Annotated in this window: 15 protein-coding genes, 7 tRNA genes and 1 riboswitch; of the genes, 18 read left to right on the forward strand and 4 right to left on the reverse strand. The window is 30.8% G+C overall.

Going from position 1 to position 19389, the window contains the following annotated elements:
* Positions 1-97: 97 nt before the first annotated feature.
* The 4 genes from secA (at position 98) to OW730_RS07045 (ending at position 7126) form a co-directional block, all read left to right on the forward strand.
* On the forward strand, positions 98-2599 hold the full coding sequence (gene secA / locus OW730_RS07030) for a preprotein translocase subunit SecA (RefSeq protein ID WP_271228347.1): 2502 nt from the start codon (positions 98-100) through the stop codon (positions 2597-2599).
* Positions 2600-2677: 78 nt separating this feature from the next.
* A protein-coding gene (prfB, locus tag OW730_RS07035; protein ID WP_271228348.1) for a peptide chain release factor 2 occupies positions 2678-3785 on the forward strand; the annotation gives its coding sequence in 2 pieces (ribosomal slippage) (positions 2678-2755 and positions 2757-3785; 1107 coding nt in all).
* A gap of 15 nt (positions 3786-3800) precedes the next feature.
* Positions 3801-5978, forward strand: coding sequence for a Tex family protein (locus OW730_RS07040; RefSeq protein ID WP_271228349.1), 2178 nt, complete (start codon positions 3801-3803; stop codon positions 5976-5978).
* Between the two features lie 329 nt (positions 5979-6307).
* A riboswitch (FMN riboswitch) is annotated at positions 6308-6426 on the forward strand.
* Positions 6427-6511: 85 nt separating this feature from the next.
* Positions 6512-7126 carry an ECF transporter S component gene (locus tag OW730_RS07045; RefSeq protein ID WP_271228350.1) on the forward strand — a complete coding sequence of 205 codons (615 nt, stop codon included), beginning with the start codon at positions 6512-6514 and terminating at the stop codon, positions 7124-7126.
* 261 nt (positions 7127-7387) lie between these two features.
* On the opposite strand, the gene rimI is transcribed toward OW730_RS07045, so the two are convergent.
* From rimI to OW730_RS07065, 4 genes are all read right to left on the reverse strand, one after another.
* A complete protein-coding gene (rimI, locus tag OW730_RS07050) occupies positions 7388-7834 on the reverse strand; it encodes a ribosomal protein S18-alanine N-acetyltransferase (protein ID WP_271228351.1) in 447 nt (148 codons plus the stop codon).
* Positions 7835-8124: 290 nt separating this feature from the next.
* Complete coding sequence (gene tsaB / locus OW730_RS07055; RefSeq protein WP_271228352.1) at positions 8125-8838, reverse strand: tRNA (adenosine(37)-N6)-threonylcarbamoyltransferase complex dimerization subunit type 1 TsaB; 714 nt, start codon at positions 8836-8838, stop codon at positions 8125-8127.
* The gene (gene tsaE, locus OW730_RS07060; protein WP_271228353.1) at positions 8835-9296 is read right to left on the reverse strand and encodes a tRNA (adenosine(37)-N6)-threonylcarbamoyltransferase complex ATPase subunit type 1 TsaE; all 462 of its coding nucleotides are present in this window, start codon (positions 9294-9296) and stop codon (positions 8835-8837) included. The genes tsaB and tsaE overlap by 4 nt, the downstream gene beginning before the upstream one ends.
* Before the next feature lie 34 nt (positions 9297-9330).
* Positions 9331-10566, reverse strand: coding sequence for an HD-GYP domain-containing protein (locus tag OW730_RS07065; protein WP_271228354.1), 1236 nt, complete (start codon positions 10564-10566; stop codon positions 9331-9333).
* Between the two features lie 247 nt (positions 10567-10813).
* Between OW730_RS07065 and OW730_RS07070 the strand changes: the two genes are divergently transcribed.
* The 14 genes from OW730_RS07070 (at position 10814) to OW730_RS07135 (ending at position 19131) form a co-directional block, all read left to right on the forward strand.
* Positions 10814-10887, forward strand: a tRNA-Trp gene (locus OW730_RS07070).
* 165 nt (positions 10888-11052) lie between these two features.
* Positions 11053-12351, forward strand: a complete 1299-nt coding sequence (locus tag OW730_RS07075) for an NAD(P)/FAD-dependent oxidoreductase (RefSeq protein WP_271228355.1) — start codon at positions 11053-11055, stop codon at positions 12349-12351.
* A 14-nt stretch (positions 12352-12365) separates the two neighbouring features.
* Positions 12366-12722, forward strand: a complete 357-nt coding sequence (locus OW730_RS07080) for a DUF1667 domain-containing protein (RefSeq protein ID WP_271228356.1) — start codon at positions 12366-12368, stop codon at positions 12720-12722.
* A 183-nt stretch (positions 12723-12905) separates the two neighbouring features.
* Positions 12906-15350 (forward strand): hypothetical protein, encoded by a 2445-nt coding sequence (locus OW730_RS07085; protein WP_271228357.1) that lies wholly within the window; start codon positions 12906-12908, stop codon positions 15348-15350.
* Positions 15351-15659: 309 nt separating this feature from the next.
* The gene (locus OW730_RS07090) at positions 15660-15848 is read left to right on the forward strand and encodes a hypothetical protein (RefSeq protein WP_271228358.1); all 189 of its coding nucleotides are present in this window, start codon (positions 15660-15662) and stop codon (positions 15846-15848) included.
* 85 nt (positions 15849-15933) lie between these two features.
* Positions 15934-17115, forward strand: a complete 1182-nt coding sequence (locus tag OW730_RS07095; protein WP_271228359.1) for an SEC-C metal-binding domain-containing protein — start codon at positions 15934-15936, stop codon at positions 17113-17115.
* Positions 17115-17546: a dUTP diphosphatase gene (gene dut / locus OW730_RS07100; protein WP_271229530.1), complete on the forward strand. Its 432-nt coding sequence runs from the start codon at positions 17115-17117 to the stop codon at positions 17544-17546. The genes OW730_RS07095 and dut overlap by 1 nt, the downstream gene beginning before the upstream one ends.
* Before the next feature lie 174 nt (positions 17547-17720).
* A tRNA-Pro gene (locus OW730_RS07105) sits at positions 17721-17797 on the forward strand.
* A gap of 6 nt (positions 17798-17803) precedes the next feature.
* A tRNA-Gly gene (locus OW730_RS07110) sits at positions 17804-17877 on the forward strand.
* 20 nt (positions 17878-17897) lie between these two features.
* A tRNA-Arg gene (locus OW730_RS07115) sits at positions 17898-17974 on the forward strand.
* A gap of 3 nt (positions 17975-17977) precedes the next feature.
* Positions 17978-18051 (forward strand) — tRNA-Gly (locus OW730_RS07120).
* 19 nt (positions 18052-18070) lie between these two features.
* A tRNA-Arg gene (locus tag OW730_RS07125) sits at positions 18071-18147 on the forward strand.
* Positions 18148-18150: 3 nt separating this feature from the next.
* Positions 18151-18224 (forward strand) — tRNA-Gly (locus OW730_RS07130).
* Positions 18225-18423: 199 nt separating this feature from the next.
* A complete protein-coding gene (locus tag OW730_RS07135) occupies positions 18424-19131 on the forward strand; it encodes a lysophospholipid acyltransferase family protein (RefSeq protein WP_271228360.1) in 708 nt (235 codons plus the stop codon).
* Positions 19132-19389 lie beyond the last annotated feature (258 nt).

Raw genomic sequence — 19389 nt, forward strand, 5'->3', positions numbered from 1 at the left:
TTAAAAAGTTGAAGGAGTATAAAATAAATGTTATAATTTTATAAGTATAAGTATTATAGGGATATTCTATTAAATATATAGGTGAGGATGAAATAATATGAAACTTTTTGAGAAAATATTCGGCACATATAGTGAAAGACAAATAAAGAAATTAATACCATTAGTTGATAAAATAGAAAGTTTAGATGAAACAATGCAGAAACTTTCTGATGAAGAACTGCAGGGAAAAACGGTTGAATTTAGAGCACGTTTAGAAAAAGGTGAAACACTTGAGGATATTCTTCCAGAGGCTTTTGCTGTTGCAAGAGAGGCTGCTTTTAGAATAATTGGAGAAAAACCATATAGAGTTCAGATTATCGGGGGAATTGTGCTTCATCAGGGGAGAATAGCCGAGATGAAAACAGGAGAAGGTAAAACATTAACTGCTGTGTTACCAACATACTTGAACGCGCTTACAGGTGAAGGTGTTCACATTATAACTGTTAACGATTATCTTGCAAAAGTTGGTGCTGAGAATAATGGTAAGATATATGAGTTCTTGGGGTTAACTGTTGGATGTATTGTTCATGGAATTGATAAAGCAGAAAGAAGAGCAGAATATAATTGTGATGTTACCTATGGAACAAATAATGAATTTGGTTTCGATTATCTAAGAGATAATATGGTTATATATAAGGAAGAAAGAGTTCAGAGAAAACTGAATTTCTGTATAGTGGATGAGGTTGACTCTATTCTTATAGATGAGGCTAGAACTCCTCTTATTATATCTGGAGAAGGTGAAAAATCTACAGAATTATATAAAATAGCAAACTTCTTTGTTATGGGGCTTACAAACGAAGATTATGAGGTTGATGAAAAGGCGCACTCAGTTATTCTTACTGATTCAGGTGTAAAGAAGGCGGAATCTTTCTTTAAGCTTGAAAACTATGCTGATCCTGAGAATATGCATTATCAACATCATGTAGTTCAAGGATTAAAAGCACATTTCTTAATGAAAAGAGAAAAAGATTATGTTGTTAAAGATGGAGAAGTTTTAATAGTTGATGATTTTACTGGAAGACTTATGGAAGGTAGAAGATATAGTGACGGTCTTCACCAAGCCATAGAAGCAAAAGAAAGAGTTAAGGTTGAAAAAGAATCTAAAACTCTTGCGACTATAACATTCCAGAATTACTTTAGAATGTATGAGAAGTTGTCAGGTATGACTGGTACAGCAGTAACTGAGGAATTGGAATTTAGAGAGATCTATGGGTTGGATGTTGTTGTAATTCCGACAAATAGACCAATTGCAAGAATAGATGCCAATGACCTTGTATATAAAACTGAAAGAGGTAAATATAATGCTTTAGTTAAAGAGGTTATAGATACACATCAGAAAGGTCAACCAGTTCTTGTTGGTACTGTAAGTATAGAAATCTCTGAGCTTATTTCAGAGATGTTAAAGAGAAAAGGAATAAAACATCAAGTTCTGAATGCTAAATATCACGAACAGGAAGCAGAAATTGTAGCACTTGCTGGACAAAAAGGTGCAGTTACTATCGCTACAAACATGGCGGGACGTGGTACTGATATTAAACTTGGAGAAGGTGTAACAGATCTTGGTGGTCTTAAGGTAATTGGTACTGCAAGACATGAGTCAAGACGTATAGATAACCAATTGAGAGGGCGTTCAGGACGTCAAGGAGATGAAGGTTATTCAAGATTCTATATATCTCTTGAAGATGATCTTATGAGAATCTTTACATCTGATAGATTTAAAGATATGGTAGATAAACTAGGGCTGCCAGAAGATGAGCCTATAGATAGTGGAATGGTTACTAGAGCTATTGAAGGTGCTCAGAAGAAGGTTGAAGGAAATAACTTTGATGTGAGAAAAAATGTACTTCAATATGATGATGTTATGAATAAGCAAAGAGAGATAATTTACTCTCAAAGAAGTAAAGTTCTAGATGGTGAGAATTTACAAGAGCAGATTCAAGATATGATTGTAGAGGTTGTAACTGAATCTGTAAATAAGCATATGTCAGGTATAGAGGAGTCTTTGAAAGATGATACTCATAAGTTATTAGCGTTCTTAGAAGAGATTTATTTACCAAAAGATGCAATTAAATTAGAAGATGCTATAAAGCTTTCTAAGGAAGAATTAACAGAAAAGCTAATTACTATTGCAAAAGATAAATATAAAGAACTTGAAGAAATGTTGAAGGATGAAGTAAGAGAAGCAGAGAGAGTAATTCTGCTTAAGGTTGTTGATACTAAGTGGATGGCTCATATTGATGATATGGATCATTTAAGACAAGGTATTGGATTAAGAGCATATAGACAACAGGATCCAGTTCAAGCTTATCAGTTTGAAGGTAGTGATATGTTTGATGAAATGATTTGGAATATTAAAGTAGATACTATTAAGTACTTATATCATATTTCAATAAATGCTGCTATAGAAAGAGAGAGAGTAGCAAAAGAGACTGGAACAAATGCGGCTAAAGATGATACTGTTAAAAAGCAGCCTGTTAAGAAGGATAAGAAACCTGGAAGAAACGATGAATGTACATGTGGATCAGGAAGAAAGTTTAAAAATTGTTGTGGAAGAGCTTAAATAAAAGTTAAAATATAACCAATCCTTTGGATTGGTTATATTTGTATTTTCGAAAATGAATAATGAGGAGGGATGGATATGGTAATTAAACTTGAAGAAATGTTAAATGAAACAATTGCCATGAGTAAATCTATAGACGAAGTGAGGGTTTCACTTTGACATTGCTAAACTTGAATTAAGGGTTAAAGAACTAGAGGGGGCAATGCAGGAACCAGATTTCTGGAATGATGCTCAAGCAGCTAGCGAAATTACTATGGAGGCTAAAGGAGTAAAAGATAGGATAGATAAATTCAAGGATTTGGAATTAGCTCATGAAGAACTAATTATGCTTATAGAAATGAGTATTGAGGAAAATGATGAATCCTCTTTGAGTGAAATTAAAAGTGAGTTTAAAAGGCTAGATGCAATTGTTGAGGGATTTAAAGTTGAAATATTGCTTAGTGGAGAATATGATAAGAATAATGCAATTTTATCATTACATACTGGAGCAGGTGGAAATGATGCTCAGGATTGGACTGAAATGCTGTATAGAATGTATAGCAGATGGTGTGAATCCCATAATTATAAAATTGAAGTATTGGATTATGTACCAGATACAGAAGCAGGTATAAAAGCTGTAACTATTAAGGTTACAGGAGCATACGCATATGGTTACTTAAAGGCAGAAAAAGGTGTACATAGATTGGTTAGAATATCTCCTTATAATTCTAACGGAAAACGACAAACTTCTTTTGCTTCATGTGAGGTTTTACCTGAACTTACAAAAGATCAAGATATTGATATTAATAGTGATGATTTAAAGATAGATACCTATAGAGCAGGTGGTGCTGGTGGGCAACATGTAAATAAAACTGAATCAGCGATTAGAATAACCCATATACCAACAGGATTAGTTGTTCAATGTCAGAATGAAAGAAGCCAACATACAAATAAAGATGTGGCTATGAGGATGCTTAAAGCAAAGCTTGTTGAATTAAAAGAAAGAGCTCATAAAGAGAAAATTGAAGATTTAACAGGAGAATTAAAAGATATTGGATGGGGAAGTCAAATAAGATCTTATGTGTTCCATCCATATAATCTTGTTAAGGATCATAGAACTGGAGTTGAAACTGCGAATATTAATGGGGTTATGGACGGAGATATAGACGAGTTTATAAATGCATTACTTAGAGGGCAGAAGAAATAGGAGGAGTAAGTTCTTATGGAAAAGATAATAAATATTCTAATCAATGAATTTAGAATAGATAGCAAAATTATAACTAATATTATTGAAATGTTAGATGAAGGAAATACTGTACCGTTTATTGCGCGTTATAGAAAAGAAAGAACTGGTGGAATGAGTGATGAGGTATTAAGAGATTTTCATGAACGTCTACAATATCTTAAAAACTTAGAAGAGAGAAAAGAGGCAGTAATCAAAAGCATAGAAGAACAAGATAAATTGACAGAAGAAATAAAGAATAGTGTAATGATGTGTAAAACATTAACAGAAGTAGAGGATGTATATAGACCCTTTAAGCAAAAAAAGAGAACTAGAGCTATTGCAGCTGTAGAGAAAGGCTTAAAGCCATTAGCTGAAGCTATTTTAAGTGGGAAATTTGAGGGGAATATAAAGAGTTTTGCTGAAGGTTTTATAAATATAAATGAGCAGAGTGATCCGAAGCTTCAAGTAGATTCTGTAGAAGCTGCGCTTAAAGGTGCAGAGGATATTATTAGCGAGATGATTTCAGATGAAGCTATCTATAGAAAGTGGATAAGAGAACTTCTAAGAAGAGAAGGGTTAATTGAAACTTCGAAATCGGCTAAAGGGGAAGATGAGAAAGGTATATATGAGATGTATTACTCATATTCTGAGAAGGTTAAAGGAATACCATCACATAGAGTTTTAGCGATTAATAGAGGGGAAAAAGAAAAAGTACTATCGGTTAAAATTGTCTCAGAAACTGAGAAAATAATCTCTTATCTGCAAAACAAGTTGTTAAAAGGAAATACAGAAACAGATGAGCATATTGATAATTCAATCAAGGATTCATTAAAACGATTAATTTATCCATCTGTAGAGCGTGAAATACGAGCTGAACTAACTGAAAAGGCTGAGGATTCAGCTATTGACGTATTTAAAAAGAATTTAAAGCCTTTACTTATGCAGCCACCAGTAAAGGGGAAAAGAGTGCTGGGATATGACCCTGGATTTAGAACAGGATGTAAGATTGCTATTTTAGATGAAACTGGAAAAGTTGTAGCAATTGATACTTTATATGCAACAATGCCTAATGATGATAAAGAAAAGGCTAAAAGTAAGCTTTGTAAGCTATGTAAAGATCATAATGTTGATATTATATCTTTAGGAAATGGAACAGCTTGTAGAGAATCAGAAGAGCTTATATCACAGATGATTAGTGAAAATAATTTAAAAAATATCTACTATGTTATTGTTTCAGAGGCTGGTGCATCAGTATATTCAGCTTCAAAATTAGCAACAAAAGAATATCCTGATATTGATGTTTCTATAAGAGGAGCTATTTCTATTGCTAGAAGATTAATGGACCCTATGGCTGAACTTGTTAAAATAGATCCTAAGTCTTTAGGGGTAGGGCAATATCAACATGATGTTACTCAAAAAAAATTAGAAGAATCATTAACAGGAGTTGTTGAGGATAGTGTTAATAGTGTAGGGGTTGACTTGAATATAGCTACACCGTCACTTCTTGCTTATATATCAGGGGTTAATTCTACTATAGCTAATAACATAGTTAAGTATAGAGAAGAAAATGGTAAGTTTACATCTAGAAAAGAACTGAAAAAAGTTAAAAGATTAGGAGATAAAGCATTTGAACAGTGTGCCGGATTCTTAAGAGTTAGAGAAAGTAAAGATCCTCTTGATAATACTGCTGTACATCCAGAATCCTATAAAGGTGCTAAGGAGATGCTTGACAAGTTACAATATAGTGTTGAAGATCTTAAAAGCGGAAAATTAGGTAATATTGAAGAAAAGGTTAAAGCATATGGAATGAATAAGTTAACTGAAGAATGTGGATTAGGAGAAATGACTTTAAAAGATATAATTAATGAATTAAAGAAACCTGGAAGAGATCCAAGGGAAGAACTACCTAAACCAATATTTAAAACAGGAATTGTTGAGATGGAGCATCTTAAAGAAGGAATGACTCTTCAAGGGACAGTAAGAAATGTAGCTGATTTCGGAGCATTTATAGATATTGGTGTACACGTTGATGGGCTTGTGCATATTAGTCAATTAGCAAACAAGTTTGTTAAGCACCCATCAGATATTGTTAAGGTTGGAGATGTTGTAACAGTTAAGATAACGGAAATAGATCATAAGAGGAAGAGAATTGGACTTACGATGAAAGACGCGTAAATTAATGGAGAATGGTGAATGTAGAATGGAGAATGATTGACATTTCTCTTCGAGAAATTTTAATCTTATTGTTCCATGGACAATAAAGGTTTTACTTGTTTCATTTAGAATGAAACGTGGTATTTAATTACAATATTTTATCGCTGATAAAATGAGTAAACCCTTATGGTTCTAAACAACAATAAAATGTAGTTTCTCACGTAAGTGAGAAACATCCATCATTCTCCATTCTCCATTATCAATTCTCCATTTCTTTTAAAAATGTACTTTGGTTGTTTGTTTTTTTATTGAAAGTTAAAAAATTCTATTGTATAATAAAGTTAATTAAATATACTCTTCAGGGCGGGGCGTAATTCCCCACCGGCGGTAAAGCCCGCGAGCCAATATTTTGGTTGATTCGGTTAAATTCCGAAGCCGACAGTTATAGTCTGGATGAAAGAAGAGAGAGAAGAAATAGAAGCTAGCGCCCTGACATTTATTTGTCAGGGCTTTTTTTCTCCCTTGAAGGGTAACTTTATCAGGGAGGTTTTTTTATGAGAAAAATGAGTTTAAGTGTTTTAATGAAAGTATCAATTTTGGCAGCTATGGCGGCGCTATTGCAGTATATTGAAATTCCACTGACAATGTTTTTCCCGGATTTTCTTAAGATTGATATTAGTGATGTTCCAGCACTTATTGGTGGTTTTGCTTTTGGTCCAATAGCTGGAATACTAGTTGTGTTAGTAAAAAATATTGTACACGGACTTACGGCGGGACACACTTTATGGGTAGGAGAGTTTGCTAACTTTATTGTAGGTGCATCATTAGTAGGAGTTGCATCACTTATATATAAAAGAAATAGAACAATGAAAGGTGCAATTATTGGCCTTGTAACAGGAACTTTATTTATGGCTTTTGTAGGTGGATTAACAAACTATTATATATTATTGCCCCTATATTCAAAGGTAATGGGATGGGATATGGATGCATTTGTACAAGTTGGAAGTGCAGTTAATCCATTAATCAAAAATTTCTGGGGATATATACTTCTAGCAATAGTTCCATTTAATATTCTTAAAGGAATAGTTGCATCATTTGTTACTGTCTTAGTTTATAAGCCAATAGCTGTATTTTTGAGAAGAGAAGCGAGTAAAGCAGTTCAAATATAAAACAAGTTGACAGTTAACAGTGGACAATGGACAACGAAGGATGTTTCTGCTCCATGAGCAGAAACTACATTTTATAGTTATTTAAACAATAGGTTTTTACTTATTTTATCTTTGGATGAAATATTGTATTAAAAATACAATGTTTCTCAAAGGAAAACGAGTAAAAACCTTTTGTTTTATAAACAATAAAATAAAGGTTCTGACCTAAGTCAGAACCCTCCATCGTTGTCCGTTGTCAACTGTCAACTGTCCACTACGCTTCTAAAGAGAGCGGTTCCACATAATAATAGCATCTTCCCCAGTATCCTGATAATATTTCTTACGTCTGCCTTCAACTGAGAAACCTAAATTCTTATAAAAGTTCTGAGCAGTGAGGTTATTTTCTCTTACTTCTAGGGTAATACCAATAATATTATTATCAGCACAAAATTTATACATATCTTTAAATATTAAGTTGCCTATACCGCTGCGTCTGTGGTCTGGATGTACTGCTACATTGGTTATATGTGCTTCATCAAAAATAACCCACATTCCTCCAAAGCCAAGTACTTTCTCATTTTGAAGGGCTACAAAATATCGTGCAAGTTTATTTTCTAATTCTTTTTTTAAATCTTCAATAGACCACTTAACTTTAAGGCTATTAATAAAAATATTGTATACTTCATCAATATGTTCTAGCTTCATTTCCGAAACAATGATTTCATTCATAAATTTTCACTCCAACTTTGATTATTATAGAAATTTTGCTTTTTAAAATAATACATTCACATGAAAAAATAACAAGGATATAGGATTTTAGTTTAAATAAATTAAGAGAAAAAGAAATATTACAATATCTTTTTCTCTGGTGTCAAAAACATATTATTTTACTGATTAAATACAATATTTTATCAAAGATAAAATAAGTAAACTCTTATTGTCTAAATAACAATAAAATGTAGATTCTCATGTAAGTGAGAAGCATCCTTCGTTTTCAATTTTCAACTTTCCGTTCTCAACTAAGTGCGTGAAGCGCGCATTTTTTCCTCGTATTCTCTTTCAGCCTGAGACTTTACCAAGTATATAGGCGCACTATCATACAAATTATCATACTCTCCTCTTTCTAAAAGTTCACGTCCGATAAATGCTAAAGAAGAGGCTCTGACTATATTATTATTGTATGAAGCAATAACAAAGTTTGAACTAGCATTAAGGATTCTATCTTTAAATTTATCAGTACAATCACCGATAAAGGTTACTGATTCTTCATGAGATTTAAGTTTTTCTAGAAGATTATCTAGAGAGGATCTTGACACATCTTCTAGTTTGACCATTTTACCTTCAGAATCAAATCTGTAAATACCATAATATACATTATCTCTTAAAGCATCAATTATTGAACATACTATACCAGTACTATGAGAAAGATTAAAGGCAAGTGAATCTAATGTTGAAATACTAACAAAGGGTTTATTAGAACCATGACTTAAACCTTTTACAGTGGACATTCCAATTCTAAGACCTGTAAAAGAACCTGGTCCTTTAGAAACTACAAAACCATCAATATCCTGTAAAGTTGAACCACAGTTAGAAAGAAGGTTATGTATTATATTCATCATAATTACTGAATGTTGTTTTTTATAATTAAAAGTTATCTCACCTAATAAACGAGTATCATCTATTAATGCACATGATGCACATTGAGTAGATGTGTCTATGCTTAAAATCTTCATAGGGTAATCTCCTTTATATAATCATATCTTGCATCAGAGTATTGAAATTCAATCTCTCTGTAATTTTCTCCTTTTGCAAGATCTTTAGAAAGTTTTATGTATAGGGCTGAAGGTGGTATCAATTCATCTATGTAATTTGCCCACTCAATAACACTAACACCATTACTAAATATATATTCATCGAAGCCTATAGCAGCAATTTCGTCAGGATCATATACTCTATAAACATCAAAATGATAGAATTTTAGTCTTCCTTCATTATATTCATTTACTATATTGAAAGTTGGACTTGTAATATGTTCATCTATGCCTAAACCAGATGCGATACCTTTTGTTAAATGAGTTTTTCCAGTACCTAAATCACCTTCAAGGCAAATAATATCTCCAGGTGAAACTTTTTCACCAATTTGTTTACCAATATCAAATGTTTGTTCTACAGAATTAACTAATAACTTCATCTTTTCACCTCCAATATATTTTACACTAAAAGCATTAAAAAGGAAATAAAGCTTCATGTAATAGTTTAACCGCTTTTATGCAAATTAAATTATCACTCGCCATTTTATTTAAAATATCAAATGCCTTTTCTTGAGATAAACCTTCACGATATGGTCTATCTTCAGTTAATGCTTGATAAATATCACACACAGCTAATATTCGTGATTCTAAACTAAGATGTTTGTCATTAAATTTATTAGGATATCCTGTGCCATTAAGTTTTTCATGATGATTAGTAGCCCACTCTCTTACATCATCCAAACCAGTTATAGGAGATAAAATTAAATTAGTATAGTAAGCATGAGATTTCACTATATTAAACTCAGACTCTGATAAAGCACCATTTTTATTTAGGATTTTTGATGGAATTGCAAGTTTTCCTATATCGTGAAATAATCCTGCTAGTTTCATCTTTTGGCACTTATTCTCATCAAAACCAACATGTTTTGCAACCATATAAGAAAGATCAGCTATCTCTCTAGAATGTTGAGCTGTAAAAGGACTTTTCTTGTCTACTATTTGAGAGAAAATATATGCTATGATTTCAATCTCATCCAAGGTAAGAGTTCGTTTTATTTTTGGTGATATATTTCTCATCAAACTAGGAATTTTAACGATGTTGCATAAGTTTAACCAAAAAGAGTCAGTTGAAGCTAGCTTTAAAAATGCATCTGTTATTATACTAGAAAAAATTATATCTTTTTTTGATTTGACCCAGGAAATAATCACATCTCGGTTAAATATTTGTTGAGAATTAGTAATAAATTTAATAGCTAATACATCAGCTATTCGTATGATTTGACTACCAATAGGAATAGAATTACCTTTAAGTTTTAAAGGGCCAGAACCATTCCAGTTCTCATGGTGACTTCTAATAATATCTGAAATGTTATTAAAAATCTTATTTCTTAAAAGATTAGACCCTGTTATACAGTGTCCTAAAATGAATTCTTTATTGGCGTGACTTTTTTCTAATGCCTCGATGGCACCTATATCATGTATTAAAGAAGCTAAATAAATATCTTCTATCAAATAGTTACTTAAGCCTAATTCTTTACATAATTCTAATGCAATATAGGTTGTCTTTTTTGAGTGATCAAGAAAACTTTCTGTAGTATATTGTATATTTGTTTCATTATCAAAAATCTCATTATCATCAAAAGTACTCATCTCTGCTAGATCCAATGCAAGAGACATACTATTAAGAACTTCTTCAAAATTATAATTCATAAAACACCTCAAAAAATAAAAATTAATAATATAGTTTATATTATCATATCGTAATATATTATCCAATAAAATATATAGCCACTAATGTAGGAAATAAGTGTAATAAAATTATATAAACAATTGAATTATTGAAGTCACAATACTAATTAATAATTTGTGAATCATAGTGAGAATCTTATGAATTTTTCGCAATATAAAAAAGATGTTGCATCCATAGTGATTTCATGTTATACTAATTCTTGTCCTTAGGGGTATAGTTAAACGGTATAACAGTGGTCTCCAAAACCATCATTGAGGGTTCGATTCCTTCTACCCCTGCCATAAGAAAGCACTTGATTAAATTAAGTGCTTTCTTTTTTTTTTTTTGAAATTATTTTTAATTTATTTCAATAAATTAAATTTCCTCTTAAGATATCTATATATCAAAAGATTTATGGTAAAATAAACATATATTGAGTTGATTACTCTCAAAAGGAGGGGTTCTATATGGAAACATACGATTTGATTGTAATTGGTGGAGGACCAGCAGGAATGTTTGCTGTGGCTCAAGCTAAAAAGAGAGGATTAAATAATATACTTCTAATAGAAAGAGATAGAGAACTGGGTGGAATGTTGAATCAATGTATTCATTCAGGCTTTGGAACAGGAGAGTTTGATAAAGAACTTACTGGAACAGAATTTGTACATAAGATGATAAAGAAAATAGAGGAATTACATATTGAGTATTGGATAAATACATCAGTATATAATATTTCAAATGACAATATTGTTTCAACAGTTAATTCTGATAGAGGAATTAAAAAAATTAAGGGAAGAGCTATAATACTTACTACAGGTGCCATGGAAAGGCCTAGAGGATCAATGAATATACTTGGTAGTAAAATGGCGGGAATTTTCACTGCTGGATCAGCACAGCGATTCATAAATGAACAAGGGGTTATACCAGGAAAGAATGTTGTGGTTTTAGGGTCAAGAGATATTGGGATGGTTGTGGCAAGGCAATTAAAAATTGAAGGTTGTAATATATGTGGAATATTTGAGTTTAGAGATCATGTTGGGGGGACAGCAAAAGTATATAATAGATGTTTAAAAGATTTCAATATTCCTATAAAGTTTAAACATACCATAATAGGTTTACATGGGATTGAGAGGCTTCAGGGAGTGTATGTAGCACAAGTTGATGATGAAAATAGATATATTGAGGGAACTGAAAAATTTATTAAGTGTGATACATTAATTTTATCTGTAGGTTTGGAGCCAATACATGACTTGCCTAAAAAGGCTTCAATAAAAATGAATGATGAAACAAAATCACCTATTGTAAATAGTAATTTTGAAACTTCAAGAAAAGGTATATTTGTTTGTGGTAATGCTTTGCATATACATGATTATATTGACAGTATAAGAGAAGAAGTTAAGGATTGTGTGAAATCAGTAGTTGGGTATTTATCATCAGAAAATCTAAAAGAAGCAGCTGTAATAGATGTAACTCATGATGAGAATATCAAATATTCCATACCACAAGAAATAATATTAAATGATGTGAATGCTGATGCTAAGAAAAACTATGCATTAAAAATAAAGGTTAAAAGAAGAAAGGAAAATGTGACTATAAATATTCATTTAGCTGATAGATTGATTTATAAGGAATCTATGAAAGAATTTACTCCTAGTGAGACTAAATGGCTATATCTTTCTGAAACATCACTTTTTGATTATAAGGCAGGAGATAAAATATACATATCAGTAAATGAGATTAATGGTGTAAAGGAAGTTAATGAATAACGGGGGATTAAGAAATGATCATTTATTGTAAAAGATGTACTATGGGATGTGAACTTAAGGTTAATGAGAGTAATGGAAATATAAGTGTAGAGGGAAACCTTTGTAAAAAAGGGGCTGCATATGGAAAAGAAGAAATTTTGAAGGAAGAAAGAGTGCTAACATTTAAGCTACCAATAAAAAATGGATATTTTAATAAAATTCATGTAAAAACAAGTTGTGAAATTTCTAAAGAACTTTGGGAAAAGGTATATGAACTAGTATATTCGCTAGAGTTAGAGGCGCCAATAGAAGTTGGAGAGGTGATTTTAGAAAATATTCTTGGAACAGGAATTAAATTAGTGTCAGAAAGAAAGATAGATAGAGAGTCATAAGTGAAAAATATTTATAAGAATGAGAATAAAGAATTAATAATGAAACTTAATTCTTTATTCTTTTTTGTTGTTTATTATTGGAAAAAAATAAAAAAAGATAATAACTTTATTATTTTTAAGTACGTATATAGTACAGAGAAAATAATTCCACTCAGATATAAAGTGGGTACAGGAGGAATCTTTATGAATAAAGAGAAGATTATTGCTATGATAATTTCTGCAACTATGTTAGCAGGAATAACTATGAATGCAGTGGCGATGGATAGAAAATCTATGGGAAAGCAAGAACAATTAAAGGTTATTCAAATTTCAGAAAAGAAGGAAGAGATTATATCAGAAGATAAAGCCAAGGAGCTATCTAAAAAACATCTGAAGGAATTCTTTGGTATAGATATTACTGAAGAATATACAGCGAAAGCTTATTTAAATAAATATACTGGTAATGATAAAGCATCGTGGAGTATAAATTGGTCTCTTACAAAAGAAAATGATAATATCAATATTAATATAGTAATTGATTCCATTCACGGTGAATTGATAAGTATGTCCAAATATAATTATGGAGCACAATCTGCTGACATACCTACAATATCTTATAGTCAAGCAAAGGAAATTGCTGTAAAGAAAATGAATCAAATATGTAAAGAGAAAGCAAGTGAAGTATTAACTTCAAATGACAATCTTACTTTTAATGGAAATAGTGGAGAATATGCTTTTAACTTTGTTAGGGTGAATCAAGAGGTTGCTTATGAACAGAACAATATATCATTTGTAATTGACGGACATACTGGTCAAGTTAAAAGATTCAATATAAATTGGGATGATAATGCTGAATTTCCAGAAGTAGATCAAGCTATATCAGTATGGAAAGCTGAGAATTTATTTGTTGATAGCATTGACTTTAATTTGGTATACAATAAGTATAGAAATAAATATAGATTCCAAGATGAAGAAAATTTAAAAAATATTAAATTGGTTTATGATCTTTTATTGAACAATGGAATATATATTGATGCAGTTAGTGGAAAAGCTTTCTTTAGATATGATATTAATGAGAGTAAGATGAAAGAGTTGGATTTAACTGAAAAAGAGTTCAATGAAGTATTAAATAAGTATAAAGAATTGAAAGAATTAGAAGATGTATTAACTGAAAGTGATGTTCAAGAAATAGCTCAAAAATTCATTCAAGATAATATTGGAAAAGATTTTACACTTCAAAATGCATATTTTGATTCTAATGATAGAGAAAAAGAAAAAGGTTGGTATCTAAATTATTCTAAAGAAGAAAAATATAATGGAAATATTGATGATTATGGTGTAGAAAAAGAAAATAAAGAGAATAAAGAGAATAAAGAAGAGCAGGAAGAATATATTAAAATAACTAATGTAAGCATTTGGATAGATTCTGTTACTGGACAAATTAAATCCATGAATCAATATAGTCATATAAGAAACTCAAATGGTATGGGATATTTTTATAATGATGATAAGGAATTTGAAGCATCAGTAACATGGGAAGAAGGATATAAAAAAGCAATAGAAATAATAGGGAAATATTATAGTGATAAGGTTAAAAATTTAGATTATCATGTTGAAAAACACATTTATACAGATAGAAAAGGTAATCCAATTCAAGATAGAAAATATTATTATACATTTAATAGAGTTGAGAATGGGATTCCTTTTAATGAGAACAATATAACAATTACTATTGATGCTGGAAATGGTGAGTTAACAAGTTTAAATAAATATTGGTATAAAGATGGGGAGTTTGTTTCTCCAGAGAAAAAACTATCTGAAAAAGAGATTATAAAAATATTTAGAGATAAATATGAGCCTCAGTTGAGGTTTATAAAGAAAGATAATAAAATTAGTTTGGTATATGAAATAAAAGGAAATGAAGATATTTATGACTTCAAAGATTTTGATGCTTTTGATGGAGATATATTAAATTATAACGGAGAAGAGATAATTGAAGATACTGAAGCTTTTTTCAAGGAAATTGAAAATAGTAAAGTTAAAAAGGAATTAGAGATATTAGCATATAGTGGATTGCTTGATATTAGAGAGTTTGAATTAGATAAAGAGGTTACCAATAAGGAACTAATCAAATTAATAGTTGATGCTTATGGATATAGACCATATGTTGTAGAAGACAATAGAGAATATGATATGGCTAAAACAGCTGAAGCTGTTGCTATGGATGAAAAAAAAGATAGTAATGAAACACCACAAAATGGTTATGATCTTACAGATAAAGATTATATAGAAATGGCAAAATTTTATGGAATAATTGATGGTGAAATAACCGAAGAACTATTAGATGAAAAAGTTGATAGAGTATCTCTAGCTAAAGCTATGATTAAGTTTACTGGTTATGAAGAAATAGCTAAGATAAGTGAAATATTTAAAGTGAATGCAAAGGATGAAGGAGAAATTAAAGAAGAAATGAAAGGATATGTTGCACTTTCATTAGGATTCAATATCCTTGAAACGGAAAATGGATATCTAAAACCATCAACTGAGATAGAATATGAAGAATTATGTTCAGCTCTTTACAATGCACTTCAAAATAAAAAGAGCAACATTAATCCATATCCAATTCCATACTACAAATCTATAGACTAATAATAAATAAAGAACAAATATATTTTATAGCATTCTATTTATACTGTTAAAATTTAATATAGATTTAAACAAATGCTCAGGCAAAATGCCTGAGCTTAATTTTTTTGAGAGTAAATAAAAGGTGGGTTATAGTGATTTTTATATCTTTATTCCTTATTCTCTGTTCTTTATTCTTTGTATTTATGTGGTATATACAATTAAGAAATTTGGGTTATAATAAATTAAGTAAACATTTAGCAAAGTGATAGTATTGAATTTAAATTAAAATTATGATTGGTATTAAGAACAATTAGGTTCGGGGAGGGTGAAATGAAGAAAGTACAAGTTTATTTAAAGAACATTAAAGAACCTACTGAGATATCAGGTGATAGAATTGACATATTGGAATATGAAAGAGAAGGTGTCGAATATTACCAAATAAGATACTTTAGAAGAGGGTTCTCTAAGAGCGTTTATATAGAGAAGGATGACGTGAAAAAAATTATTGAAAAAGAATAAATTTTTAAGAAATTGATTAATTATGGTATAATAATATGGAGTATTATAGAAATAATGAATAATAGAAGTAAAAGGATGGTTGAAGATGGATAATATTGGACGTGAAGCACAAGAAATGCTTGGAGTATTGGAAGAAAAGCAGAGAGTACTATTAAAAAAAATCAATATTAAAGTAAATAAGAATCTTAAATTTGATGAATTATGTGATCTTACAACTAGAGAAGATATGAATAATATTGCTGAGGTTTGGGGAATTGGTAAGTGCTCAAAACTAAAGAAGAAAGATTATGCTGAAGTTATTAAAAAAGAGATTATTGATAGTATAAAAAATAGATTAAGTAAATCTGACAAGAATGTATTAGATGTAATTAATTATATGGTTCAAAATCAAGGATATGTTAAAATTAAAGAGTTATTAAACTTAAGTAATGAAGCAATTTTTTACTTAAAGAACATAGGTGTATTATTTTTAGGTAAAGAAGATAATGATTCTGTTGCAATAATTCCAAAGGATACGATAGAAACTATAAGAGATATTATTTCAGATAAGGATTTAATTGATAAAATTCAAGAAAATGAGATGATTTTAAGAGCTGCTAGAGGTATTTTATACTATGTAGGAATACTAGAAGTTAATGCACTATGTGAATATTTAAGTAAAATTTTAGAAAAGGATATTTCTATTGATAATGTAAAAGAAATTGTTATTGAGAATGAAAAAATCTATCATGATATTAAATTCCTTTCAGATTTAAAAGAAATAGAAAAATATGAATTTGTAGCAAGTGGGAAATTAAGTGATCCAACTAGAATGTTATATGCACAGAATGCAAATAATCTAGACTATAAAGCATTTACTAAACAACAATTACTTGAAGCTGGGCATCACAACTTCTCAGAGTGGTTCAATGAGCATAAATCATTATATGATTATATAGTTCAAAATTACGGTTTGAGTGATATTGAAGGAAAAATGCTTGTTGGAGCAGTAATAAATGGATTGAAAGATGGATCATCAATAGCAGAAACAATGGAAGTTTTAAATTCTATCTTTAATTTTGAGAATAATAAGGAAAGAAAAGAAGTAGAAGATATTGTTATAAAAGTACAAGGGGCTACTAGATTGTGGGCTTTAAGAGGTCACACACCAGTAGAAGTAGATCAAATGAAAGCTAAAACAGTTGTTAAAGATAAAAAAATTGGAAGAAATGAAATATGCCCATGTGGTAGTGGTAAGAAATATAAAAAATGCTGTGGAGTTAAATAATTATGATATTAAATATTAAACGATTATCTAGTGATGCAGTTTTGCCTAGCTTCGCCAATAAAGGTGATGCTGGGCTTGATATGTTTTCTGTTGAGGAAAAAACAATTTTGCCTGGAGAGAGTGCATTAATCTCTACAGGGATTGCTATTGAGCTGCCTAGAAACACAGAGGCTCAAATTAGACCAAGAAGTGGATTGGCATTGAAACATAGTATAACAGTGCTTAATACCCCAGGAACTATTGATGAAGGGTATAGAGGGGAAATTAAGATAATTTTGATTAACCATGGCAAAAAAGAGTTTAAGGTTACTAAGGGAATGAAAATTGCTCAAATGGTAGTTAAGCCAATTTTAGATGTTGAAGTTGTTGAGGTTTCAATTCTTAATAGTACTGAAAGAGGAACTGGTGGATTTGGATCTAGTGGTTACTAAAACGATAAACTGTGCCTGGAGTGTCAGTTGTAGAAAAAACGAGCAAAACATAAAAAGATAAAAAAAATGATAGATATTTAATTAAAATGGAGAAAAAACTCTTTACTAAAAGGGAATCGTGTGATAGAATATTCATTGTCTTAAAAAAACATTTTAAATGTAGCGACGATGTATCGGGGTGTGGCGCAGATTGGGAGCGCGCGTGCTTTGGGAGCATGAGGCCGCAGGTTCGAGCCCTGTCACCCCGACCAATCCCTGCGGGTGTAGTTCAATGGTAGAACTCCAGCCTTCCAAGCTGGTAGCGTGGGTTCGATTCCCATCACCCGCTCCATTTTAAAATTTAATTTATGTGCGTCTTTAGCTCAGCTGGATAGAGCAACGGCCTTCTAAGCCGTAGGTCGGGAGTTCGAATCTCTTAAGGCGTACCACCTGCGGGTGTAGTTCAATGGTAGAACTCCAGCCTTCCAAGCTGGTAGCGTGGGTTCGATTCCCATCACCCGCTCCATTTAAAATTTAATTTATGTGCGTCTTTAGCTCAGCTGGATAGAGCAACGGCCTTCTAAGCCGTAGGTCGGGAGTTCGAATCTCTTAAGGCGTACCACCTGCGGGTGTAGTTCAATGGTAGAACTCCAGCCTTCCAAGCTGGTAGCGTGGGTTCGATTCCCATCACCCGCTCCACAAGTTACTATAATAAATTTAGTAACTTTTTTTTATTATTAAGAAATTGAAAATTTCATAAAGAATCATAACTTCTAAATTTTGCTTATTTTTATCAGTTAAATGATTCTGTAAAATTGACCAGTGAAGTTTTCTTAAAAATAGAAAATTAGTGTATAATATATTTAAAAATTTATTTAATTAGTTAGGAGGAGGAAAAATGATTTCCCCTAGAATGGCAAAATTTATGAATTATATACCAGATAGTATACTTGTACCTATTGCTAAAAAACTAGTTAATAGATACATAAAAAAATATGCTAATATAAAAATTAATGGTGAAGAGAATCTTAAAGATATAAATGGGCCTGTTATTTTTGTATGCAATCATTTGAGTAATGCTGATGGGCTAATTTTAAATAAATTATTAAAATATAATGATCCGACCTTTATAGCTGGAAGAAAGCTATATAAAGATTTCACTACAAATCTTGGAATGAAAATCGTTAAAACAGTATCAATAACGCCTAATTCAGCCGATAAGGATGCAATGAAAAAAATTATACAGATACTTAGAAATGGTAATAATATTATGATGTTTCCTGAGGGAACAAGAAGTAGAGTTGGTAGTTTGATAAAAGGAAAGAGTGGAATAACTATTTTATCTAGAATGGGAAAAGCATCTATAGTTCCTATTGGAATGAGTGGCACTGAAAAGTTAATGCCAATAAATAAAGAGGGAAAAATGAATGCTGAGAAGTTTTATCATTCAGATGTAAATATAAACATTGGAAAACAGTTTAAAGTACCTGATAGACTTAAAGGTGAAGATAAAAAAGAATATGAAGATAGAGCTACAGATTTTATCATGTATGAGATAGCAAAGTTATTGCCTAAAGAATATAGAGGAGTATATGATAAAATCTAAGACGAATGTAGAATGTAGAATGGATAATGTATAATTAATGGGGGTTCTGACTGAGGTCAGAACCTTTATTTTATTGTTTATGAAACAATTTGTTTTATTTGTTTTATCAATGATTAGACAATGTAATTTAATTTCAATATTTTATTTTAAAAAAATGAGTAAAATTGTCTTCACTAAAGAACAATATAATGTAGTGTCTGAAGCATCCGCGTTCTCAACTGTAAAACTCTTAACGCTGAACTTGTTCTTAAACATGAT

Source organism: Oceanirhabdus sp. W0125-5 (assembly GCF_027938815.1).
Classification (GTDB): Bacteria; Bacillota; Clostridia; order Clostridiales; family Clostridiaceae; genus Oceanirhabdus.